The organism is Streptomyces sp. NPDC048718 (assembly GCF_043198875.1).
Taxonomy (GTDB): Bacteria; Actinomycetota; Actinomycetes; order Streptomycetales; family Streptomycetaceae; genus Streptomyces.
Genome location: NZ_JBICVG010000015.1, coordinates 16447 through 38988, shown reverse-complemented (window position 1 = coordinate 38988; position 22542 = coordinate 16447). Strand labels below are relative to the sequence as shown.

Annotated in this window: 19 protein-coding genes; 6 read left to right on the top strand and 13 right to left on the bottom strand. The window is 72.2% G+C overall.

The window, feature by feature from the left end; all coding sequences use genetic code 11:
* Positions 1-179: 179 nt before the first annotated feature.
* Both ACGFRB_RS25740 and ctaD read right to left on the bottom strand, forming a co-directional pair.
* Positions 180-776, bottom strand: coding sequence for a hypothetical protein (locus ACGFRB_RS25740; RefSeq protein WP_393246344.1), 597 nt, complete (start codon positions 774-776; stop codon positions 180-182).
* Complete coding sequence (ctaD, locus tag ACGFRB_RS25735) at positions 773-2485, bottom strand: cytochrome c oxidase subunit I (protein ID WP_393246561.1); 1713 nt, start codon at positions 2483-2485, stop codon at positions 773-775. The genes ACGFRB_RS25740 and ctaD overlap by 4 nt, the downstream gene beginning before the upstream one ends.
* Positions 2486-3092: 607 nt before the next feature.
* Between ctaD and ACGFRB_RS25730 the strand changes: the two genes are divergently transcribed.
* Positions 3093-4715 (top strand): GAF domain-containing protein, encoded by a 1623-nt coding sequence (locus tag ACGFRB_RS25730; protein WP_393246559.1) that lies wholly within the window; start codon positions 3093-3095, stop codon positions 4713-4715.
* Between the two features lie 311 nt (positions 4716-5026).
* Here the strand turns inward: ACGFRB_RS25730 and ACGFRB_RS25725 are convergent, their stop codons facing one another.
* Complete coding sequence (locus ACGFRB_RS25725; RefSeq protein ID WP_363012372.1) at positions 5027-5746, bottom strand: response regulator transcription factor; 720 nt, start codon at positions 5744-5746, stop codon at positions 5027-5029.
* A gap of 480 nt (positions 5747-6226) precedes the next feature.
* Complete coding sequence (locus ACGFRB_RS25720; RefSeq protein ID WP_393246343.1) at positions 6227-6754, bottom strand: hypothetical protein; 528 nt, start codon at positions 6752-6754, stop codon at positions 6227-6229.
* A gap of 223 nt (positions 6755-6977) precedes the next feature.
* On the opposite strand from ACGFRB_RS25720, the gene ACGFRB_RS25715 reads away from it, so the two are divergent.
* Positions 6978-7445: a pyridoxamine 5'-phosphate oxidase family protein gene (locus ACGFRB_RS25715; protein ID WP_393246341.1), complete on the top strand. Its 468-nt coding sequence runs from the start codon at positions 6978-6980 to the stop codon at positions 7443-7445.
* A 65-nt stretch (positions 7446-7510) separates the two neighbouring features.
* Here the strand turns inward: ACGFRB_RS25715 and ACGFRB_RS25710 are convergent, their stop codons facing one another.
* From ACGFRB_RS25710 to ACGFRB_RS25680, 7 genes are all read right to left on the bottom strand, one after another.
* Positions 7511-8308 (bottom strand): gamma-glutamyl-gamma-aminobutyrate hydrolase family protein, encoded by a 798-nt coding sequence (locus ACGFRB_RS25710; protein WP_393246339.1) that lies wholly within the window; start codon positions 8306-8308, stop codon positions 7511-7513.
* Entirely contained in the window at positions 8305-9138 is an 834-nt protein-coding gene (locus tag ACGFRB_RS25705; RefSeq protein WP_393246337.1) for an acetoacetate decarboxylase family protein, read from the bottom strand. Before ACGFRB_RS25705 ends, ACGFRB_RS25710 begins: the two co-directional genes overlap by 4 nt.
* Positions 9139-9494: 356 nt before the next feature.
* On the bottom strand, positions 9495-10859 hold the full coding sequence (locus ACGFRB_RS25700; RefSeq protein ID WP_363012363.1) for an aminotransferase class I/II-fold pyridoxal phosphate-dependent enzyme: 1365 nt from the start codon (positions 10857-10859) through the stop codon (positions 9495-9497).
* Between the two features lie 128 nt (positions 10860-10987).
* Positions 10988-11833: a fumarylacetoacetate hydrolase family protein gene (locus ACGFRB_RS25695; protein ID WP_363012361.1), complete on the bottom strand. Its 846-nt coding sequence runs from the start codon at positions 11831-11833 to the stop codon at positions 10988-10990.
* A 265-nt stretch (positions 11834-12098) separates the two neighbouring features.
* Positions 12099-13025 carry a 3,4-dihydroxyphenylacetate 2,3-dioxygenase gene (locus ACGFRB_RS25690; RefSeq protein WP_393246335.1) on the bottom strand — a complete coding sequence of 309 codons (927 nt, stop codon included), beginning with the start codon at positions 13023-13025 and terminating at the stop codon, positions 12099-12101.
* On the bottom strand, positions 13018-14487 hold the full coding sequence (locus ACGFRB_RS25685) for an aldehyde dehydrogenase (RefSeq protein ID WP_393246333.1): 1470 nt from the start codon (positions 14485-14487) through the stop codon (positions 13018-13020). Before ACGFRB_RS25685 ends, ACGFRB_RS25690 begins: the two co-directional genes overlap by 8 nt.
* Before the next feature lie 228 nt (positions 14488-14715).
* Positions 14716-15291, bottom strand: a complete 576-nt coding sequence (locus tag ACGFRB_RS25680; protein WP_361222746.1) for a MarR family transcriptional regulator — start codon at positions 15289-15291, stop codon at positions 14716-14718.
* A gap of 369 nt (positions 15292-15660) precedes the next feature.
* Here ACGFRB_RS25680 and ACGFRB_RS25675 point away from each other — a divergent pair, with 369 nt between their 5' ends.
* Positions 15661-17016, top strand: a complete 1356-nt coding sequence (locus ACGFRB_RS25675; RefSeq protein ID WP_393246331.1) for a glutamine synthetase family protein — start codon at positions 15661-15663, stop codon at positions 17014-17016.
* Positions 17017-17035: 19 nt separating this feature from the next.
* On the top strand, positions 17036-17752 hold the full coding sequence (locus tag ACGFRB_RS25670; protein WP_393246329.1) for a type 1 glutamine amidotransferase: 717 nt from the start codon (positions 17036-17038) through the stop codon (positions 17750-17752).
* A 247-nt stretch (positions 17753-17999) separates the two neighbouring features.
* On the opposite strand, the gene ACGFRB_RS25665 is transcribed toward ACGFRB_RS25670, so the two are convergent.
* Positions 18000-18752 (bottom strand): D-Ala-D-Ala carboxypeptidase family metallohydrolase, encoded by a 753-nt coding sequence (locus ACGFRB_RS25665; RefSeq protein WP_363012356.1) that lies wholly within the window; start codon positions 18750-18752, stop codon positions 18000-18002.
* 846 nt (positions 18753-19598) lie between these two features.
* On the opposite strand from ACGFRB_RS25665, the gene ACGFRB_RS25660 reads away from it, so the two are divergent.
* Positions 19599-20360 carry a hypothetical protein gene (locus ACGFRB_RS25660; protein WP_393246327.1) on the top strand — a complete coding sequence of 254 codons (762 nt, stop codon included), beginning with the start codon at positions 19599-19601 and terminating at the stop codon, positions 20358-20360.
* Positions 20361-20486: 126 nt separating this feature from the next.
* Complete coding sequence (locus ACGFRB_RS25655) at positions 20487-20885, top strand: hypothetical protein (protein WP_363012354.1); 399 nt, start codon at positions 20487-20489, stop codon at positions 20883-20885.
* Between the two features lie 79 nt (positions 20886-20964).
* Here ACGFRB_RS25655 and ACGFRB_RS25650 read toward each other — a convergent pair whose 3' ends face one another.
* Positions 20965-22341, bottom strand: coding sequence for a cytochrome P450 (locus ACGFRB_RS25650; RefSeq protein WP_393246325.1), 1377 nt, complete (start codon positions 22339-22341; stop codon positions 20965-20967).
* Positions 22342-22542: the final 201 nt, after the last annotated feature.

Sequence of the window (22542 nt, the reverse complement as noted above, 5' to 3'; positions counted from 1 at the left end):
CCGGCCCCCGTCGCTTAGGAGCCTCCCCCGGGCCCGTCGGGGGGGGGCGGCGGGCTGGGCAAACCCCTTCCGGGGGTTTTTTGCCCCCCCCCCCCCCCCCCAAAGACCCGGCCTTTTCGGTCGGACCAGCCCTCGGAGCCACCCGGGGTTCCCGCTTCGGCTCCTCGGGTGCGGGCCGCTCAGGACCTCTGCTTGAGGGCCTTCAGCTCGGCACCCCGGGTCCCGGGCCGCCGTACCGCCTCCTCGCGGGGGCCGGCGGCGGGCCGGGCGGTCCGTGCGAAGGCGGCCAGCAGGGCGCAGCCGGCCACGGCGGCGGGTGCCGTCACGGCGAGGACCGTGCCGACGCCGTGGGAGCGGCCCCAGGTCAGCAGCAGCGCGGTGACCAGGGCGAGGGCGAGGCCCGCGCCGATCGTGCCGGCGATGTGCGCCGGGCGCGGCCCGTGCGGCCGGGGTGCGGCCCAGTCCAGGGCCGCCCAGGTCGCGGCGTCCTCCCGCTCCTCGGCGCGGCGCCGGACGGCCGCCCTGATCCGCAGGACGACGGCGGCTCCGGCCCCGGCGGTCACCACCGCGAGCAGCGGCGGGACGGGCACGCCGAGCATCATCAGCAGGGCGGCGACCGCCGCGGTGGCCCAGCCGGTGACACAGCCGGCCGCGGCGAGGCGCCGGGAGACCGGGCGGTCGGCGCCGGCCCGCAGGTCGACCAGGGCGGGGACGTACCAGACGCATCCCGACGCGGTCACCGCGCCGATCCCGAGCGCGAGCACGCCGCCGGTCATCGCTGGCTCACCAGCTCATGGGGCTGCTGCAGGGGCTCGGCCCCGTTCTCCAGACGGTCGACCTGCGCGATCTCGGGGTAGTGCAGGTCGAAGGCCGGGGATTCGGAGCGGATCCGCGGGAGGCTGACGAAGTTGTGCCGCGGCGGCGGGCAGGAGGTCGCCCACTCCAGCGAGCGGCCGTAGCCCCACGGGTCGTCGACCTCGACCTTCTTGCCGTACTTGGCGGTCTTCCACACGTTGTAGAAGAAGGGCAGGAACGACAGGCCGAGCATGAACGAGCCGATGGTGGAGATGGTGTTCAGCGCGGTGAAGCCGTCGGCGTCGAGGTAGTCCGCGTAGCGGCGCGGCATGCCCTCGGCACCCAGCCAGTGCTGGACGAGGAAGGTGGCGTGGAAGCCGACGGTCAGGGTCCAGAAGGTGACCTTGCCGAGGCGCTCGTCGAGCATCTTGCCGGTGAACTTCGGCCACCAGAAGTGGAAGCCGGCGAACATCGCGTACACCACGGTGCCGAACAGCGTGTAGTGGAAGTGCGCGACCACGAAGTACGAGTCGGTGACGTGGAAGTCCAGCGGGGGCGCGGCCAGGATGACGCCGGTCAGACCGCCGAAGGTGAAGGTGATGAGGAAGCCGATCGCCCAGAGCATCGGGGTCTCGAAGGACAGTGAGCCCTTCCACATCGTGCCGATCCAGTTGAAGAACTTCACGCCGGTGGGGATGGCGATGAGGAACGTCATGAAGGAGAAGAACGGCAGGAGCACGCCGCCGGTCGCGTACATGTGGTGGGCCCACACGGTCACGGAGAGGCCGGCGATGGCGATCGTCGCGGCGACCAGGCCGATGTAGCCGAACATCGGCTTGCGGGAGAAGACCGGGATGACCTCGGAGATGATGCCGAAGAACGGCAGCGCCAGGATGTACACCTCCGGGTGTCCGAAGAACCAGAAGAGGTGCTGCCACAGGAGCGCGCCGCCGTTGGCCGGGTCGAAGACGTGCGAGCCGAACTTCCGGTCCATTTCGAGGGCGAAGAGCGCCGCCGCGAGCACGGGGAAGACCAGCAGGACGAGCAGCGAGGTCAGCAGCACGTTCCAGGTGAAGATCGGCATGCGGAACATCGTCATGCCCGGGGCGCGCATGCAGATGATCGTGGTGATGAAGTTGACCGAGCCGAAGATGGAGCCGAAGCCGGAGAGGGCCACACCCATGATCCACATGTCGGCGCCGACGCCGGGCGAGTGGATGGCGTCGGAGAGCGGCGCGTAGAGGAACCAGCCGAAGTCGGCGGCGCCCTGCGGGGTGAGGAAGCCGCCCGCGGCAATCAGCGAACCGAAGAGGTACAGCCAGTACGCCACCATGTTGAGGCGCGGGAAGGCCACGTCCGGCGCGCCGATCTGGAGCGGCATGAGCCAGTTGGCGAAGCCGGTGAACAGCGGCATGGCGAAGAGCAGCAGCATGATCGAGCCATGCATGGTGAACGCCTGGTTGAACTGCTCGTTCGACAGGATCTGGGTGCCGGGACGGGCCAGCTCCGCTCGCATCACCAGGGCCATGACACCACCGATGACGAAGAACAGCAGCGCGGAACAGAGGTACAGCGTTCCGATCTGCTTGTGGTCCGTCGTGGTGAGCCAGGACACCCACGAGGGCCGTACGGGGCCGCTCTTGGCGTCCGGGCCCGGGGGTGCCGGCTGTTCCGCGGGCTTCAACTGAATGCTCTGTGCCTCGTCCACAGGACGGCGACCTTTCCTCTGTGATGCGGGATACGGCCGGAAGACGCCCGCACACGGGGGACGGGAGAGGCGGCGGTCTTCCGGCCGCCCCAGATGATCTCCGTGAGGGCCCCCTTGCCCGATAGGGCCGAACAGTCCTGGGGCCCGAAGAGGCAGGAGGGCCGAACGGCCCCTCCCGTTCGGCAGGGGGGCATCGCGTACCCTCAGAGGTGCACCCTCGCGCGATGTCACAGCGCGTCAGGCCCCGACCGGAGTCTGATCGCGGCACCGGATCGCCAGGATCGCTCCGGATCACTTCGGACCGCCCAGGATCGTCTCGGACCAGACAGGATCAGTCCAGACCACTTCAGGCCGTTCCGGATGGCTCCCGATCGCTCCTGACCGTTCCAGGCCGCTCTGACACGCCACGTGCCGATCCCGACGCGGACACCGCCCGGGACCGCCACCGGCCACCGTCGTTGGCCCCGACCCGGACCCCGCCCCCGACCGTACGCAACGCCCCGCGGCAGAACGAGAGCCTCACCCTCACATGACCGACACCGCCCCGCACGCGCGTCCGTCCTGGCCCCGGCTCGACGTCCCCGAGCGCATGCACGGGCTACTCGCCGCCGTGATGGACCTCGGCCGCGATCTGGAGCTGCCGCAGGTGCTGCGGAGCATCGTGGAGGCGGCGGCCAACCTCACCGACGCCGAGTACGGCGCGCTCGGCGTGATCGACGGCGACGGCGAGCAGCTGTCCCGGTTCCTCCCCGTGGGCATGGCCGACGACATGGTGCGCCGGATCGGTCCCGCGCCCTGCGGCCACGGCATCCTCGGCGAGCTGATCCGCAACCCGGCGCCGCTGCGCCTCGACGACCTCGGCAGCCATCCGAGCAGCTTCGGCTTCCCGGCCCACCACCCGCCGATGCGGACCTTCCTCGGGGCGCCGATCCGGGTCCGCGACGAGGTCTTCGGCAACATCTACCTGACCGAGAAGCGGGGCGGGCGGTCCTTCGACGCCGACGACGAGGCGGTCCTCACGACCCTGTCGATGGCGGCGGGCGTGGCGATCGACAACGCCCGTCTCTACCGTGACAGCCGGCGCCGCGAGCGCCGTCTCGAAGCGCTGGGCGAGATCACCCGCGCCCTGCTGGCGGGCACCGCGACCGACGACGTCCTGCGGCTGATCGCGCGCCGGGCCATGGAGGTGGCCGATGCCGACCTCGCGACCATCCTGCTGCCCTCCGGACCGGCCGGCGAGCTCACGGTCGAGATGGCGCACGGTGACACCGCGGATCTGGTACGGGGCGCGGTGCTGCCCGCGACGGGGTCGATCGCCGGTCTCGCCGCGCAGGGCCAGGAGCCGGTGGTCACGAACGATGTCCGTACCGATCCGCGGGCCACACCGCTGGGCGGCGCCGGGGACGCGCACGGGGCCGTGGTGGCCGTACCGCTGCCCGTGAGCGACGCCGGGTGCGGGGCGCTGCGGCTGAGCCGCAAGGCCGGCCGGCAGGCCTTCGACGAGACCGAGGCCCTGCTCATCAGCGGCTTCGCGGACCAGGCGGCGATCGCCCTCGAACTCGCCCGGCGGCGCGCCCAGTCCGAGGAGCTGACGGTGCTGCACGACCGCGACCGCATCGCGCGCGATCTGCACGACGTCGCCATCCAGCGGCTCTTCGCCACCGGCATGACGTTGCAGAGCGCGACCCGGACGATCGACGACCCGGGCGCGGCGGAGCGGGTCACGCGGGCGGTCGACGACCTCGACGCCACCATCCAGATCATCCGCTCCACGATCCTCCAGCTCCGCACGGCCGACGACGACCGCAACGGTCCCGCGCTGCGCCGGCGGCTCGCCGAGACGGTCCAACTGGCCGCGCAGCACCTGGGGTTCAACCCGTCGCTGCGGATCACCGGCCCGGTCGACAGCACCGTGCCGACCGAACTGGCCGAGCACGTCCTGGCCGTGACGGCGGAAGCGCTGAGCAACATCGCGCGGCACGCGCGGGCGAGTCGCGCGGACGTCGTGGTGGCGGTGCCGGACACGGCCGACCGGCTGGTGCTCACGGTCACGGACGACGGCATCGGGCTCGGGGCGGCCCGGCCCACCGGCGGGCTGCTCAACATGAGTTCGCGCGCCGAGCAGTGCCGGGGCAGCCTGCTGGTCGACGCGCCCGACGCGTACTCCCAGGGCACCCGGATCACTTGGAGCGCGCCGCTCCACACCGACTGACACCCTCGGCCCTCCGCGCGCGGGGCGGAGGCGCCGGATCGCACCTGCCGCCCGCGCCCTCGGGGTCGCCCGGAGTCCGCTCCGGGCGACCCCGAGGCGTATTCCGGGACGCGGGGCGCGGGGAACAAGTGCGGGCGGGACGGGGCCTGTTCAGCGGGTACGGGCCTCCGGTCCGACAGGGCCGTGACCCGTGGCCGTGGCCATCCTGCGGGCCAGGACCCGTGACGTCCACGGCCCGCAGGGCGGAACGGGAGCGGACATGCCTGAGGCCCGTCCGGCGGATCAGGGCCGGACGGGCCTCAGGGGTCGGCTCAGGAGGCGGACGGACGGCCCGGGTTCTCCCGAAGGCGTTCGGCGATCATCGCGGCCTGGATCCGGCGCCCCACACCCAGCTTTCCGAGGATGGACGACACCCGGTTCTTCACCGTCTTCTCGGCGAGGAAGAGCCGCTCGGCGATCTGACGGTTCGTCAGCCCGAGGCCGATGAGATCGAGGATCTCCAGCTCCCTGGGCGAGAGCCGGTCCAGCTCGCGGGGCACGGACGACTCCGGCTCCGGTTCGGGCTCGCGGATCCGGGCCATCACGCGGCTCGTCATCCGGGGGTCGAGCAGGGACTTGCCCGTGGCGACCGTACGGACGGCGGCGATCAGGTCCGAGCCGCCGATCTGCTTGAGCACGTATCCGGCGGCACCCGCCATGATCGCGTCGAACAGGGCCTCGTCGTCGTCGAACGAGGTCAGCATCAGGCAGGCCAGCTCGGGCAGCTCCGCGCGCAGCTCGCGGCACACCTCGACGCCCTCGTGGTCGCCGCCGGTCGCGTTGCCGAGGCGTACGTCGAGCACGGCCACGTCCGGCCGGGTCGCGGGCACCCGGGCCAGCGCCTCGCGGGCGTTCGACGCCTCGCCGACCACCACGATGTCGGGCTCCGCTTCGAGCAGGTCGCGCACGCCCCGGCGGACGACCTCGTGGTCGTCGAGCAGGAAGACCCGCACGGGCTCGCCGGAACCGGCGGCGGGCCGGCCGGCGGTCAGCACGTCGGACGCGGCGCCGCGGCCGCGGGGGCGATCGGACGAGTGGGACGGTGCTTCACCAGCAACTCCTGGTCGGGGCGACGGCCACCACGGTGGTGGGGGCCTGTGGTCCGGGCCACCCGGCCCGGACACGGAATCGAGCGTCAGTATGACAACAGGGACCGCAGGCCGTTCGGCCCCGGTCCCCCAGGGCCGAACGGCCCTATGGGCGTATCGGGCCCCGTGGTCGACTCTCCCTCGCGTCCTGGGGTGCCCGCCCCGCCGTGACCCGGACCCGTCCCCCGGGGCCGGGGCCGGCACACCCGGGGCGCCCAGACTTCCGTGCGTTTGACGGACGCGCGGCGGCCGGCAAGGCGGCGGGGTCCGGACCGGACGAACCGGACCGGACCCCGGCCGGACGAAACCCGCGCGATGTCCGACGAGCGGCGTGTACACAAGCCGGCACACGAGCGGACCCGCACCGGACCCCGCAGACCCTTCTCAGGCGGTCCGGGCCCCGCTCCGTACCGGGACCGGGGTGCGCACCGTCTGTACCGGCGTACGCACCGCCCCGGCCGGCCACACGACCTCCACCTGAACCCCGCGCGCCCGCGCGTAGGCGACCATGTGGGCGGTGGCGTCCCGGCCATTGGTGGGCGAGCCGTCCCAGACGGCGAGGACCCGGTCGCAGTGCAGGATCAGTGCCTCGTCGGCGCGGACGCAGGCGTCGCGGTCGGCCGGGTCGTACGCGAGGAGCCGTACCTCCTCGGCGAGCGCCATCACCTCGCGGGCCTGTTCCACGGCGCGCGACGGGAGCGGCGCGGGGACCGCGCCCTGGGCGGGCAGCAGGGCGACGAGATCGCGGCCGGCGGCCCGTATCGCGCGGGCGAAGGCGGCGGCCGGCCGGGTGCCGGCGCGGACCAGACCGGGGGCCGGCTCGGCGTACCGCTCCAGACAGGTCCGCAGCTCGCGCTCCACCAGGACCGACGTGTCCGGCGGCAGATCCTCGTGCCCCACCACTCCGATCATGCCTTTCCTCACTTCCCGGCCCTCCGGCGCTCGCCGCCTGTCGTCTCGTGGGGACCATCGAGGCCCGTGCCTCAGTGAACAGGGCGGCGTCGCCGGGACGGCAGGGGCCGAACGGCCCTTCCACCGCCTTGGCGCGTGCCGTCTACTGAGAGGACCGGGGCACCCGTGCCCCGCCTCGTTCGCGCATGACGCGACTCCACACGCAAGGCCCAGGAAGGCACCAGTGAACGAAGCCGCCCCCGCCCCCGACCGTGCTGCCGACCCCGTGACAGAGCCGAGGCGACGTACGGTCGAACTGGAGGGCGACGAGGCGCTACGGCTCCTTTCCGGGGCCCCGCTCGGCCGGATCGTCTTCACCCGGCAGGCGCTCCCCGCCATCCGCCCCGTGAACCACCTCGTGGACGACGGCGACGTCATCATCCGCACCCACGAGGGGGCCGCGCTGGCCCTGCACGCGCAGCAGGCGGGGGCGCGCGGCGTCGTCGTCGCGTACGAGGCCGACGACATCGACCTGACGGCCCGGCTCGGCTGGAGCGTCGTCGTCACGGGCTACTGCCACCTGGTCACCGACCCCGAGGAGGCGGCCCGCTACCGGTCGGTCCTCAAGCCGTGGACCGACCAGCGCTCGGATCACGTCGTGCGGATCGAGCCGGATCTGGTCACCGGTATCCGGCTGATCGCCGAGGACTGAACGCTCCCCCGGCCCGGCCCCGGGGCCACCGGCTCTCGGGGCCCGACTCCCGGCGCCCGGCTCCGTCAGGAGCGAGCGGCGGCGTGGTGGACGAGCTCACCGAACAGGCCCCGCTGCGCGGGATCGGTCGCCGCGGTGTCCTCGGGATGCCACTGCACGGCCACGAACCACCCCGGCGCGGTGGGGAGTTCGAGGGCCTCCACCGTTCCGTCCCCGGCGGTGGCCGTCACGGTCAGACCCTCGCCCAGCCGCTCCACCCGCTGGTGGTGGTAGCAGGACGCCTCGACGGTGCCGTCCCCACCACCTGGGCTCCCCGGGGCTCCCTGGTTTCCCACGTGCCCCAGGGCGCGCGCCGTCCGGGTGCCCGCCCGGACGGTCACCGGGTGGCGCAGGTGGCGGTGGTCGTGGCCGGGGCCGCCCATGTCCTGCTGGAGAGTGCCGCCGAGGGCGACATTGACGGCCTGCAGACCCCGGCAGACCGCGAGCAGCGGAATGCCCGACTCCAGGGCCCGGCGCGCGACTTCGAGGTCGAAGGCGTCCTGGCGGTCGTCGACGTCGTACACGCTCGCGTGGGTGCCGACGGCGCCGTAGCGGTACGGGGCGATGTCGCCGCCGCCAGGGAGCAGGACGCCGTCGAACCGGGTGAGCCGGGCGGCGACCGCCGTCCCCTCTTCCGGGCCGGTCGGGTGCAGGCTCACCGGTTCCCCGCCCGCCTGCCAGACGGCCTCCATCAGCGCGCGGGCGTTGACCTCGGCGGCGTAGCGCAGGGCGGAGGCGGAGGCGGAGAAGCGGGCGGGAATCGCGATCAGCGGGCGGACCGGACGGGCACCGCCCGCCCTGGCCGCGCGGATCTCGCCGGTCATTCGGCGGAGGAAGCGGCAGAAGCTCCGGTGGTCCCCGACTCCAGGAGCCTGCCGCCGTCCCACACCACACCGACCTGGCGGTAGTACGCGGCGATGGGCTCGCGGATCTCCAGCCGGGCCAGTTCCTCGGTGGGCGACGCGAAGAGTTCGAGGTCGGCGTCGCCGACCCACGCCTGCCCGCCCTCGAAGGACGCCGCCCCCGACTCGACAAGCTCGTTCAGCGCGAGCCCCTTGCCCTTCTCGATCGAGGGCAGCCAGCGATGGTGGGCCATCGGGTGCCCGTTGACGAATCCGGCGGTCTCGGACGGCTCGCGCAGCGTCACCACGGCCTGGGCGAGACGGCGGTCCGCGGCGGCGAGGGTGGCGCCGAACCGCGCGCCCGCCTCGATCCGGGGCGCCGGCCCGTACGGGTGCGGGCGGGTCTGGTGCAGGGAACCGAGCTTCTTCGGGTAGCCCTGGTGCAGGCCCCGGGCGATGGCGAAGTCCTTGTCGACCCAGATGTACACGCAGCGGCTGTACGTACGCCCCTGATACGAGCACCGGACGACGACGAACGCCTCCTTGTACTGGGCCCGCACCGGGTCGAGCAGTTCTTCGCCGGAGGCCGCGCAGGACTGCCAGTCGGCCCAGATCAGGGCCACCGCGCCGGGGTCCTCCTCGGCGAGTTCCAGCGGCTCGGGCAGCAGCTCGCGCACCCGGTCGGGGTCGGTGCGGTACTCGATGGTGAGCAGGTCGCCCGAGTAGTGCCACGGCGGGGACGGGATCAGGGACGAGGCACCGGTCGCCGTCTTGGGGTGAAAGAAGCCCTGGACGTCATGGGCACGGGACATGTCGGCACGCTCCTGGGGAGGTTCGGAGAGGGCCCGCCGCGCGGGTCGCACGGGTCGCGCGAGGCGGCGGGCAGGCAATGGGGGCGCCGTCGCGGGCCGGGGCGCCGTCGCGCCGCGAGCCGTACGAGGACGGTGGCGGGTGGAGGGGACCGGCCGCCCGGGTCGGTCAGGCTTCGGGCGGCCGGTCCGGTCAGGGGAGGCCGGGCAGGTCGGGGGCGGGGAGGTAAGCCCCTGGACCGGCCGGGGGGAGGTATGGCCGGGCCGGGAGGGGCGAACACGGTCGGGGAAGACCGCGCTCGCCGGGCCGGGGAAGGCCAAAGCCCGGTCCGGAGCCCGGTCCGGGAGGGGCTGGCCGGTCAGGGGCGGGCGAGTCGCTCCACCCGCTGGTGCAGGCTCTCGACGTACGTCTCCGACTCGGGCTTCATCAGGACGCTGCGCAGGATCCGCGCACCGTCGGCGTCCGCGGTGAGGCCGGGGTGGCGGGCGGTGAAGCGCTCGGCGCCGACGCGCAGGGTGCTGAGGAAGACCGGGTCCTCGGTGTCGTTCATGCCCTCGTGCATGATCCGGTCGGCGGCGGCGTCGATCTCCGACAGCCTGCCGCCGGGAGTCACCGGGAAGTAGCTGACGATGTCGAGCTGCGGCTCCTGGTAGAGCTCCAGGTGCTCGGAGCCCTCGATCAGTTCCGACCAGCGCAGCGCGGCCCGCCGGCCGGCCGCCAGAACCTCGCCGAGTCCCTCGCGGGTGGGCGGGAGCATCTGGAAGGTGAGCCACAGTCCGGCGGCCGACGCGCCCGCCCGGGAACACTCCAGGCTGATCTCGCCCAGGTGCAGTTCGTCGGAGGTGAAGTAGGTGTACGGCGAGTCGTGCAGGTAGAAGCGGCCGACGGACGGGTCGCGGAAGAGGACGGCGCCGCAGCCGTAGGGCTGCAGTCCGTGCTTGTGCGGGTCGACCACGAGGGAGTCGGCCTGGGCGATGGCGCGCCACGGCTCGGCCGGGATGCCCTCGGGGCCGTCCGCGCCGGCCAGCAGGGTGAAGAACCCGCCGTAGGCGGCGTCGATGTGGATCCGCACGCCGTAGCGCTCGCGCAGCGCCAGGGCCTCGTGGACGGGGTCGATGGAGCCGAGGCCGGTGGTGCCGGCGGTGAGGACGACGGTGCCGACCCGGCCACCGCGCAGCAGTTCCTCCAGCGCGTCGAGGTCCATGCGGCCGAGGTCGTCGGTGGGGACGGGGAAACCCTCCACACCGAGGACGCCGCACATGCGGCCGTGCGTGTAGTGGGCTTCGGCGCTGTAGGCGACGCCCTTGCCGGGGTGCGACTCCCGGGCCACGAACAGCGCTTCGAGGTTGGCTATGGTGCCGCTGGTGGTCAGGTGGCCGAGGTGGGTGTCGAAGCCGAACATGGTCGCGAGCTGCTGCACGACCTCGCGCTCCATGTCGGCGGTGGCCGGACCACCGTCCAGGGCGTGGTTGTTGGGGTTGATCAGCATGGCGGTGAGGTAGCCGACCACGGCCGCCGGGTGCGGGGGCTTGAGCATCTGGCCCGCGTAACGCGGGTGAAAGAAGGGATAGTTGTCCTTCAGCCGCTCAGTAAAGACCTCGAAAGCGGCGGCGAAGCGGCTTTCGTCGACGGCCAGGGCCGGGTGCGGGTCGTAGGGGGCGAAGGTCTTCGTCCAGTCGGCGTTCGAGGCGACCGCCGCGGCCAGCCACTTGTTCAGATCCATTGAGTCACACTCTTCCTCGGTCGGGTTCGACAGGTCCGGTCCCGGCGCGTCGGACGCCGGCGCGCACGAGATTCACGCGCATAAGATCCGCGCGCTCGGCGTCCACGCGCCTCGTGTCCACGCGTGGTTCAGCGCTTCGGCGGCCTGATGCCGCGGAACTCCCAGTCGCCGCCCAGCGCGGTGGACAGCACTTCCTCCGACTCGGTGGGCTGGGCGCCGACGTCCGTACGGATCGGGGTGGGGCCGGTGACGATGTGGTTGACGAGCCGGCCGAGGCCCTCGACCTCGACCTCGACGACGTCGCCCGGCTGGACGGGCCGCGAGTTGGCGGGCGTGCCGGACAGCAGCACGTCGCCGGGGTGGAGGGTGATGGTGCGGGCGATGTCGGCGACGAGGTAGTGCATGTCCCAGGTCATCTCGTCCGTCGAACCGTCCTGCACGACCTCGCCGTTGACGTAGGTGCGCAGGCGCTTGCCGCGGAAGTCCCAGTCGGTGACCAGGCCGGGACCGAGCGGGCAGAGGGTGTCGGATCCCTTGACCCGGAGCATGGATCCGGCGTCGGTGTCGCGGAAGTCGTGCAGACCGTAGTCGTTGGCGACGGTGTAGCCGGCGATGTACTCCCCTGCCTCGGCCGGGGAGATGTTCCGCGCGGTCCGGCCGATGACGATGGCGACCTCGCCCTCGTAGTTGAGCCACTTGCAGCCCTCGGGGCGGACCACGGCGCCCCGGTGGGAGTTGAGGGCGGAGACGGGCTTGTGGAAGTACGTGGGGGTGTCGGTCAGGTCGATGCCGAACTCGTCCACGCGGCTGGTGTGGTTGAGGTGGACGGCGATCACCTTGGACGGCCGGACCGGCGGCAGGTGGTGGGCGTCCTCGACGGCGACGCGGCGGCCGTCGGCGGCGAGCAGTTCGTCCCCGTCGACGACGACCTGGACGGCGGCGCCGTCCAGCAGGATGCGGCGGTATTCGGGCATGGCAGGACTCCTGGTCACGGGTGTGCGGGGACGGTGCGGGTCGGCCTGTGTACGGCTCGCCCCTGTGCGGGTGGGCGTCCGTACGGGTCGGTATGCGTACGGGTCGGAATGCGTACGGGTCGGAATGCGTACGGGGGTTGGTGTACGTACGGGGTGCGGCGTACGTACGGGTCACGGGTCCGCGAGGAACCCGGACGGACGTCACGGGTGTACGGAGAGGACGCTCGTACGGATCACGGCCGTACGAGTCGGCCGGCCGTACGGATCACTGCTGTGCGGCGAGGGCGGGCGCGGCAGGGGCAGCGGGGGCGGTCCAGCCTCCGGCGGGGCGGTCGAACCACAGGTGGACCTGGCCGGTGCCGACGGAGTTCTCGTACGCGCCGTACTGACGGGCCTTCGCGGTGCACGCGCGTTCCCCGAGAGCCCCGGCCATCATCGTGTAGTGGTGGAACTTCGCCTCCGGCTTGAACCGCATGAAGTCCTCCATGGTGTCGAGGACTTGGCCGTGGCGGCCTTCCTTGAACCAGGCGATCCGCTCCTCGTCGGCCGCGCGGGCCTCGGGGGTGAAGATGTGCGCGGGGTCGCTGGCCTCGTGGTCGCGCAGTTCGCGCAGCGGCCAGAAGGAGTGCGAGAGGGCGCCGGAGGCGATCAGCAGGACGCGGCGGCCTGGAGTGGCGGCGATGCCGTCGGCCAGGGCGCGGCCGAGGCGGAGGTGGTCCTCCATGTCGCCGGTCTGGCAGACGCCGATGGTGACCCACCGCTTGTCGGGCAGTCCTTCGCCGAGGAACTTCCAGAGGTTGATCGTGGCGTAGTAGACCGGCAGATAGGTGTCGTCGATCGGGGTGATGTAGGTGCCGTGGCGTTCGGCGAACGAGGCGATGTTGTGGGCGAGTTCGGGGTCTCCGGGGTAGTCGTACGGCATGCGGCACATGCCGCGCGGCAGTTCCTCGGAGGTGAAGAGCCCGGCCCGGCGGTCCTGTGCGGTGACGACGAACTCGACGGTGGTCGCCCAGTGTGAGTCGAGGACGACGACGGTGTCGTAGTCGTCGCGCTCGAAGACGTCCTTGCGCAGTTGCTCCAGGCCGGTGACGAGCGTGATCTCCTTGCCCTCGTTGAGTTCCAGCCGGACCTCGCGGGGCAGCACGATGGTGGGGACGTGGGCGAGGAGGCCCGCTCCGGTGATCTCACCCACGGTCCTGCCATCCCTTCGGCGCGGTCACGGTGTTCTTGAGGTCGCAGTAGAAGTCGAAGCTCCAGGTGCCGCCCTCACGGCCGACGCCGGATTGGCGGGAGCCGCCGAACGGTGCCTGGAGGTCGCGTACGAAGAAGCAGTTGACCCAGACGGTGCCGGCGACGAGCTGTGCGCTGACGCGGTCGGCACGCTCGCGGTCGCCGGTGACGAGGGTCGCGGCGAGCCCGAAGCGGGTGTCGTTGGCGAGCCGGACGGCCTCGTCCTCGCCGGTGAAGGTCTGGAGGGTCAAGACCGGTCCGAAGACCTCTTCCTGGACGATCTCGGAGTCCTGGGCCACGTCGGTGAGCAGGGTGGGGGCGTAGAAGTTGCCGCCCCGGGGCTGTCCACCGATGACGGTGCGGGCTCCGGCGGAGACGGCCCGCCGGACGAAGCCGTCGATCTTCTCCAGCTGCCGGGTGTGGATGACGGGCCCGATGTCGGTGGTCTCGTCGCGCGGGTCGCCCTGGCGCAGCGCGGACGCCTTCTCGGTGAAACGCCGGGTGAACTCCTCGGCCACGGCTTCCTCGACGAGCAGCCGGGTGCCGGCGAGGCACACCTGTCCGGCGTTGTCGTACTGCTCCACCGCCAGGTCGACGGCCAGGTCGAGATCGGCGTCGGCGAACACCAAGAGCGGGGATTTGCCGCCGAGTTCGAGGCTGACCGGAGTGAGCTGCGGGGCCGCGGAGGCGGCGATCCGGCGAGCGGTCGGCACGGAGCCGGTGAAGCTGATGCGCCGGACGTCGGGGTGGGAGGTGAGCGCGTCGCCGATCTCGGCGCCGTACCCCTGGACGATGTTGAGAACTCCGGCGGGCAGTCCGGCCTCGGCGGCGATGTCGGCGAGCAGCGAGGCGGTCAGCGGCGACCACTCGGCGGGCTTCAGGACGACGGTGTTTCCGGCGGCCAGCGCGGGGGCGACCTTCCAGGTGGCCAGCATGAGCGGCGCGTTCCACGGGGTGATGAGCACACACGGGCCGGCCGGGTCCCAGTCGACGTGGTTGGTGTGACCGCGGGTCTCGAAGTCGTCGTGGCCGAGGGTGAGCAACCAGTCCGCGAAGAAACGGAAGTTGTGTGCGACCCGGGGCATCACACCGCGCCGGTGGGAGCGGAGCAGGGCGCCGTTGTCGGTGGTCTCGACGATCGCGAGGTCGTCGAGCCGTCGCTCCACGCCGTCGGCGATGGAGTGGAGGACGCGGGCGCGTTCGGCGGGCGGTGTGGCGGCCCAGCCGGCGAAGGCGGCCTTGGCGGCGGCCACGGCGGCGGCCGCTTCGGTCGCGGTTCCCCGGGCGATCTCGGCGAGTTCGCTGCCGTCGATCGGCGAGAGGTCGGTGAACGTACCGGCGGAGTCGACGCGTTCACCTCCGATCCAGTGCCGGGTGTCGACCGGCACTCCGGCGACGACGGCTGTCCCAGATTCGCGGGGCATGTCCCCACCTCCAATTCGTTTGACCCCGAATAAACAGCCGGACGCGCGGGAGTGTCAAGGGATCCGACAGATTAATTTGGACTCAAACGTTTACTGCGGACGGCACCCTTTCACGCAGGTGACGAACCCCCCACCCGGGCAATCTGACGTACAGTCACCTCACGTACGCGTCCGGCCCTTCGAGACGCGCGAGCCCCGCATGGACGGGCCCTGCGCACACGCCGGGCTCTATCCCCGCGGGCGGCGGCCCGAGCGACGCGGAGCCAGAGTCTCCCCGTCGAGCAGCTCCCGCCGCCGCCGCTCCCCCTGCTCCTCCAGATTGCTGACGATGGCCCGCAGACTGTCGGCGAGCCGCAGGCACTCGTCGGCGTCGAGCGGCGCGGCGACGAACGCCTCCTCCGCGTTGAACGCCGGGAACAGCTCCTCCATCAGCCGCTCCCCCTCGGGTGTCAGCGACAGCAGTAGTCGGCGCCGGTCCTCGTGATGGGCGGAGCGGGCCACCAGGCCGCGCGATTCGAGGGTGCGGGAGATCCCGGTCAGGGTGCCCTTGGAGACACCGGCCTCCTCGGCCACCGACCAGCTCTCCGCCTCTCCCCAGATCCACAGCACCCACAGCACCACGAAGCCCGTCCAGGTCAGTTCGTGCGGACGCAGGACCGAGTTCTCCAGGTGCTGGCGGACGGCCGCGGCGGCGCGGTGGATGTTTCCCACGGCGGCCATGGCCTCGTGCTGGATGGACAGGCCGCCCAGTCTGCGCCGTACGGCCTGCTCGGTCTCGGTGATGGTGCGGCGGGACCCGGACACGGGATCCTCCTCGACTGTCGGTGACGGCAGAGCCGCCGGCGGTTGCGTCGCGGCCAAAGGTATCCCCCTCGGCCGCCCGGCTCCGGCGGCCCGCGCACCACGCGGGGAGCGCCGGGATACGCGGGACGACACGGAGGGCCACTTCCGGAAACAGGCCCGACAAAGTCGCCCCGCCCCCTTGTGGGCACCGCACCCGGCTCTTATCGTTTGGCATCAAATGATCTTCCCGGCCCGCCCGGCCGTCTGACGGCCCCTCCCCGCCGTCCGGTGCCGGCTGGGCCGCGCCTTCGACGTGCCTTCCACCGTGCGGACCGTGGACCGCCACACCGCAACACCGCACGCACTCCCGTCGCACCCCTGGAGTTTCCCTTGAGCGCCCACCCCGACCCCGAGGTCCGACCCACGATGGAGGCGCTCGCCGCCGAGGGGGTCGACGTCCTCCGCGTCACGTACCCCGATCTGATGGGCTCCGCCCGCAGCCGGGACATCCTGCTGCACCACCTGCCGCACGCGGCGGGGCACGGCCTCGCCTTCAGCCGCCTCGTCTACCACACCGCCGCCCGCGGCGATCACTCCGACGTCCCCGGCGGCCTGGCGGCGGGCATGCCCGACGTCCTGGTCCGGCCGGACCTCGGCACCGTGCGCACCCTGCCCTGGGAGCCGGGCGTCGCCTGGTGCATCGGCGACGTCCACGACCCGGCGACCGGCCGGACCGTGCCCGAGTCCCCCAGGGACCTGCTGCGCCGGGTCACCGCGCGGCTGGACGACGCGGGTCTGACCGCCCTCGTCGGCCCCGAACTCGAATACGTGCTGCTCGAACCGGACGACGGCGCGCCCACCGGATGGCGGCGCTACGCCGCCGCCCCCGGCAACGTCTACACCACCGGCCTGCGGGGCGACCCGGACGGCCATCTCCTGCGCACCATGCGGGCCTTGCGCGACCTCGGCCTGGACGTCAGCGGCGGCAACCGCGAGTTCGACGGCGGGCAGTTCGAGATCAATCTCGACCACTCCGAGGCGCTGGACGCCGCCGACCGCGCCTTCCGGTTCAAGGCCGCGGTCAAGGAACTCGCCCGCGCCGAGGGCCGGCTGGCGACCTTCATGGCCAAGCCGACCAACGACGGCGGCGGTACGGGATTCCATCTGCACGTCTCCCTCGTCGACGCGCACGCGGCCAACGTCTTCGACGCGCCCGACGCCCCCTACGGCCTCGCCGACGTCGCCCGGCACGCCCTCGCCGGGGTCCTCGCCCACGCTCCGGCCCTGTCGGCGCTGCTCAACCCGACCGTCAACTCGTACAAGCGGTTCGGTCCCGACACCGCCGCGCCCTGGCTGATCAACTGGGGTCTCGACAACCGCAACGCGATGGTCCGCGTCCCGCCGGAGCGCGGCGGCGGCGCCCGCCTGGAGGTCCGCCTCGGCGACGCCACCGCGAACCCGTACCTCGCCATCGCGGGTCTGCTCGCCGCGATGCGCCTCGGGATCGACGCCGGTGCCGAGCCGCCCGCGCCGGCCACCGGCCACGCGTCCGACACCCGTGCCGCGGACCGGCTGCCGACGGACCTCGGCCGGGCGCTCGACGCGCTGGAAGCGGACACCGCGCTCACCGAGGTGCTCGGAGCGGACTTCGTCTCCGCCTTCCTCACCTTCAAGCGGGACGAGCTGGCGCGATTCCACCACTACGTCACCGACTGGGAGTTCCGTGAGTACGCCGAGATCAACTGAGCCGGGAAAGGACCTCTCCATGCGCGCGCTCGTCGTCCAGCACGACCATGTGACCGCTCCCGGGATGGTCGGAGAACGACTCGTCCAGCGGGGTTACGAGCTGACGGTCCTGACCGTCGTCCCCGAGGAACTGCACACGACACCGGACCTCCACCACGACTTCCCCGGCGCCGAGGGCTGGGATCTCGTCGTCTCGCTCGGTGCCCCCTGGTCCGTCTACGACAGGGCTTCGGTCGGCGGGTGGATCGACGGTGAACTCGCCCTCCTGCGCGAGGCGCACCGGCTCGGCATCCCGGTGCTGGGCATATGTTTCGGCGCCCAGGCCCTGACGACCGCCCTGGGCGGCACCGTGGAGCGCGCTCCGCGTCCCGAGATCGGCTGGGTGGAGATCGACAGCGACGACCCCGCGCTCGTCCCGGCCGGCCCGTGGATGCAGTGGCACTTCGACCGCTGCCTGCCCCCGCCCGGCGCCGAAGTGGTCGCCCGCAACGATGTGTGCGCGCAGGCGTTCCGCACCGGCAACGCACTCGGGGTCCAGTTCCACCCCGAGGTCACCCCGGACATCGTCCAGGGCTGGCTCGGCCTCGACGGCGCGGTGGAGCAGTGCGCGGAAGCCGGCCTCGCTCCGGAGGAGTTGACCACACGCTGCCGGGCCATGGAGCGGGTCGCGCGGGACAACGCGTACCGCCTGGTCGACACCTTCCTCGACCGGGTGGCGGCCCGGCCGGCCGGCTGACCCGGCGCAGCCGTCAGCGGGGGCGGACCGGCGCCGGGCCGGTGGCGAGCAGCCGCAGCGGTAGTTCAGTACGGCCGCCGTCACGCCGCCCAGCGAGGTCATCAGCATCCGGGTGGCCTCGCTCACCCGGTCCTCACAAGGGACCGACGGACGCGCGTCCCCGCGACGCGCACCGGGTGTGCCCGGCCGGATCGGATTCCGGCCGGGCACACCCGTTCGCACGTTCGGGGTGAGTCGAACGCCCGTATCAGATACCGCAGTTGGGTGCCGACCAGTAACGGCTGGCCCGATGGTCGACATGGGCGTGGTCGTCGTGGCCGGGGTAGCCCGGGCCGAGGATGCCGTTGAAGCCGTGGTTGCGCGCCTCCTTGTCGAGGGTGCACAGCGCGTGCGGCCCGGCGCCGAGGTCGGCGGCGTCACCGTACATATGGCGGCTGGTCGCGGCACCGCCGACGGCACTGTTGCAGGCCTGGCTGCGGAAGCCGCTGGTCACCCGGATCGACTGGTCGCCCAGTGCGTGGCGGAGCGCCTCCAGCTTCCACATGGTGCGCAGGGCGTTGGACTTGGCGGTGGCCGCGCTGACGGCACCACCCGCCCAGGTGGAGTTGCAGTGGTTGAGCTCGGCGTACGAGAAGTGGACCGGAGTGCAGTCGTCGTCCTGGAGCGCGTAGATCTTCCCGAAGGTCGCCGGGCCCGCGACGCCGTCGGCCGCCAGCCCGTACGCGGCCTGGAAGCGCTTCACGGCGGCGGTGGTGGCGGGGCCGTAGGAACCGTCGATGGCCAGCACGGCACCGTAGCCGGGGTAGCCGGCCACCCGGATCTGCAACGCCGTCACATCGGCGCCGGACGCCCCCTGGGAAAGGGTGCGCGACCAGGTGTAGCAGCCGTCCGCCTGCGCGGGGCCGGCGGTGGCCACCACACCCACGACCACGGACGACAGCAGCATCACGAACGAGAGGAGCAGGCGTACGGGGCGGGACTGGGCGGTGGTTCTGCGCATCGGACCTCCATCGCCGAACAGGCCTGAGACGACCCGCCAGCCGGGCCGCCCCCCGAGGTTGGCGGCCGAGTCGACGCGCGTCAACCCTGTGGAACAGCCGCCTCTTTACCGCCACCTCGTCTCCTCGGCGGGTTCACTTCGGGGCGACGGGCAGGACGGACGAGGCGGACGGCCGGCACCGGAAAAGCGGGCCGCACCGCCCTTCCCGAGTCTCATCCGAAGGGCCCGGACCAGCGCTCACACGTGTGCTAATCTCCCGACACACGTGTGAGCGGTTGTGTTCCCCGTTCTCGCGTGCCAGCGCCCCGTGAAGCCACCCGCGTGATGCAAGGAGACGGACCGATGGCCGGCACCACCCCCACTGGCGACACCCGCGCATCACACCCGGATGACCCCGATATCCGTGCAGTTCACGGCCCTTCGGCAAGCGGGCACGGGTTCACCCCGGACGACACAGGAGCGTCCGCGGCACGACCGGCTCCTTCATTTTCCGCCCCTTCACGGTCCGCCAAGGGCGGAACACGTATCTCCCTCCGCGCGACCCTGACGGCGGTGGCCTGCGTGGCCCTCGCGTCGGGGTGCTCTTCCACCCCCGAGGCTCCCGCTGCCGACGGGCACCCCTCGGTGGCCCACACCCTGCGGGCTCTCGTCCCACAGGGCGGAGGGCTCGCCGTACGCGCGTCCGGTGAGGCCTCTGAGGAACCGCTGGCCCCCGCCGTTCTGACCTACACGGACACAGGCGGCTCCGGTCGGCTGTCCGCCTCGGTCGGACGCGTCCCGGTACCCGTCGCCGCGCAGTTCTCGCGGTGCCCTGACCCGTCCGAACACCCCTACAGCCGCTGCACGGTGACGAAGCTCGACAACGGCGCGACTCTGCTCCTCGACCGGTCTCCCGTCGACGAGACCAAGCCCTCGGCCGCACAGCGGTGGACGGCGGTGCGCATCGACCGGGACGGTGGCCAGGTCGCCGTCTCCGCGTCCCGTGACAGTGGGAGCGGTGGCGGTGGCGACAGCTCCGCCCGCCCTCGGACGGGGCCGGCACTCGACGGACGGCAGCTCACCGACATCGCCGTCTCGGCCCGGTGGAATCCCGTCCTGGCGGCCGTTCCCGCACCTCCCCAGGGGGCCTCCCCCGCGCCCTCCTTCCAATATCTGCCCGCCGCGAGAATCACCGAGGTCGTCCGTCGTGCGATACCTCAGGGGCTGCGGACCGCCGACGAGGGAGGAGCCCCGGGCTACGGGCATCTCACCGTGGACGACGGCCGGGGCAGCTGTCTGATCGCGGTCACCGTCCAGAAGTGGAAGCCGGGCGACAAGGCCCTGGAGGAGATCTTCGAGGGAGCCGCCAGGCAGACGGACGGAACCCGGGTGAAGACCACCCGCGACCACCCCCGCAAGGGTGGCAAGGGGGCCGTCGCGTGGTCGGTCGACACCTGGCGGTCCGACGGGCTGCGGGTCGCCGTCACCGAACTCAACACCCACGCCTACCGGCTGCCGGGCAAGCGCAGCGACCCCGCGCTCGGCGTCGACCGGCTCAAGGAGCTGGCGCTGTCCGACGCCTGGCGCACGGCGATCGCGGAGGAGGACTCCGTACGACGGCAGCGGTGAACGCCCGCCCGGGCCGCGCCGTCCCCTTCCCCCCACTCCCCCGCTTTCCCCCTGGAACTCTGCTCCGCCACCCGCCGGAGCAGAAGCACGTCCTGTCCGATCCACACGACCCACCGGAGGATGACCATGCGTTTCCTGAACCGAGCCACGTCGCTGGCCGCCGTCGCCGTGACCACGTCCGCCCTGACCCTGGTCCCGCTCGCCCTCGCCTCCCAGGCATCGGCCGCGACATCGGCCGGGGGCTGGTCGCTGTGCCGGGACTACGACCTCAAGAACTGCAACTGGTGGGCGGTCGGCACCGACCCCTACTCGCCGGACCTCGGCAAGGGCGACAACTCGAGCTCCGGCGTCGAGAACCTCCAGGACAAGATCTCCTCGATCCAGATCCAGGGCGCCAAGACGCTCTACACCTGGAACGACAACAACTTCACCGGCATCCAGGGCGTGTTCCAGAACAACTACACCTGGAACACCCTCAACTACCCCTACAACGACTCGATCTCCTCGATCCGCACCTGGGGCTGACCCAGCCCGGCGGCCCGCCACGACACGACCTGTCCCGTGGGGCCGGCCGGCCGACAGCCCGGCCGGCCCCACCCCCGTCTCAGGCGTTCCGAGACCGTGGCCGTACCGTCATCCGGATCCCGTCCCGCGCCCACAGCACGAACCGCTCCACCGGTGTCACCTCGTGCCCCGGCACGGGCTGAAAGCGCAGGCGCTTGAGGAGGACCGCCAGCACGAGCTGGGCCTCGACCGTGGCCAGAGCGGCGCCCTCGCAACCGCGCGGCCCGATCCCGAACGGGACGTAGGCGAGTCTCGGCCGCCCGGCGATCTCCTCCGGCGTGAACCGTTCGGGGTCGAACCGCTCGGGGTCGGGCCAGTACGCGGGGTTCATGTGCAGCGCCCAGAACGGATAGAACACGGTCGTTCCGGCCGGGATCCGGTACGGGCCCACGCGCAGATCCTCGGTGGCCTCGCGCGCCCCGTACGGGCCGGGCGGGAAAAGTCGCATCGATTCCTTGAGCACCCGGTCCAGATACGTGAGCCGCCTCAGGTCGGCGTAGTCGGGCGCCGCGCGGTCGCCGAGCACCCGGTCCAGTTCGCCGGCCACACGATCGGCCGCGCCGGGATGCAGGCCCAGTAGATGCAGCGTCCACGACACGGCGACCCCGGTGGTGTGGTGCGCCGCGAGCAGCGTCACCATCACCGTGTCCCGGATCCTCGCCGGACCCTCCCCCGCCTCGACGAGCGCCCCGATCAGATCGCTGCGGCCGGTCCGGCCGTCCGCGTGATGCGCCGCCACCGCACGGTCGACCCTGCCCCGCAGATACGCGAGGGCCTCCTCGGCTCGCTCCGCCGAACGCGGATCGGCGCGCGGCACCTGGTAGAGCCGCCCCAGGTGCTCCGTGAGTACCTCCTCGAACGCCTCGATGACACGCCCCTCGCCTTCCTCGCCCCCTTCCTCTTTCTCCGTCCCGTCGCCCTTCTCCGCCCCTTCAGCCGCTCTGTCCCCAGTGCCGAGGGCGAACCCGTCGATCATCCTGAGCGACAGCGTGGTCAACTCCTGTTGCAGTTCCACTGCTTCGCCTTCAGGCTGCCGGGCCCACCGGTCCGCGAGTTCCCGTGCCTGCTCCGTGAAGCGCGCGAAGTGGCGCTCGTGGGCGGGCCGTCCGGCGAACACCGAGAGCATCAGCCTTCGCCAGGGCGTGTGTTCGGCGGCGGGAAGCACCTGAAGGTTGCCCGCCTCGCACAGTGGGTCCAGGAACGCGAACAGTTCCTCGGGCCGCTTGTCGAGATACGCGGTGGCCTCCAGGAGCACCGGGTCGGCGACCGACACGGCCGTGTCGGCGCCCGGCAGCCGAAAGCGCACGACGGGTCCGTAGCGCTCGTGCAGGTACAGCTGGTACCGGTGCAGCCCGCCCGCGGCCGCGATCGCGCGTGGCCCGTCGTCGTCCTCGGGCTCGGGGCCAGGAATACGCATGCCGGTCCTTTCATTCCTGAGCCGTGCCGTCGCGGTCCGCCCGAGAGGCGTTCGGCTCACCACGCCACCGGCGGTCCCCCTCGGTCCCTCTTCTCCTGCCCCTCCCCCCGAGCGTGTGGACGTCCTCTTCGTGGGCAGTGTCACCCATCATCGATCCCATCGGCGATATCCACCACGATCATCGATTCGACCCGAGGGAGC

Excerpts from the sequence above, each read along its gene's own strand:
- ACGFRB_RS25740 (WP_393246344.1), bottom strand. The coding sequence starts at position 776 with ATGACCGGCGGCGTGCTCGCGCTCGGGATCGGCGCGGTGACCGCGTCG.
- ACGFRB_RS25730 (WP_393246559.1), top strand. The coding sequence starts at position 3,093 with ATGCACGGGCTACTCGCCGCCGTGATGGACCTCGGCCGCGATCTGGAG.
- ACGFRB_RS25720 (WP_393246343.1), bottom strand. The coding sequence starts at position 6,754 with ATGATCGGAGTGGTGGGGCACGAGGATCTGCCGCCGGACACGTCGGTC.
- ACGFRB_RS25710 (WP_393246339.1), bottom strand. The coding sequence starts at position 8,308 with ATGACCGGCGAGATCCGCGCGGCCAGGGCGGGCGGTGCCCGTCCGGTC.
- ACGFRB_RS25705 (WP_393246337.1), bottom strand. The coding sequence starts at position 9,138 with ATGTCCCGTGCCCATGACGTCCAGGGCTTCTTTCACCCCAAGACGGCG.
- ACGFRB_RS25700 (WP_363012363.1), bottom strand. The coding sequence starts at position 10,859 with ATGGATCTGAACAAGTGGCTGGCCGCGGCGGTCGCCTCGAACGCCGAC.
- ACGFRB_RS25695 (WP_363012361.1), bottom strand. The coding sequence starts at position 11,833 with ATGCCCGAATACCGCCGCATCCTGCTGGACGGCGCCGCCGTCCAGGTC.
- ACGFRB_RS25685 (WP_393246333.1), bottom strand. The coding sequence starts at position 14,487 with ATGCCCCGCGAATCTGGGACAGCCGTCGTCGCCGGAGTGCCGGTCGAC.
- ACGFRB_RS25670 (WP_393246329.1), top strand. The coding sequence starts at position 17,036 with ATGCGCGCGCTCGTCGTCCAGCACGACCATGTGACCGCTCCCGGGATG.
- ACGFRB_RS25665 (WP_363012356.1), bottom strand. The coding sequence starts at position 18,752 with ATGCGCAGAACCACCGCCCAGTCCCGCCCCGTACGCCTGCTCCTCTCG.
- ACGFRB_RS25655 (WP_363012354.1), top strand. The coding sequence starts at position 20,487 with ATGCGTTTCCTGAACCGAGCCACGTCGCTGGCCGCCGTCGCCGTGACC.
- ACGFRB_RS25650 (WP_393246325.1), bottom strand. The coding sequence starts at position 22,341 with ATGCGTATTCCTGGCCCCGAGCCCGAGGACGACGACGGGCCACGCGCG.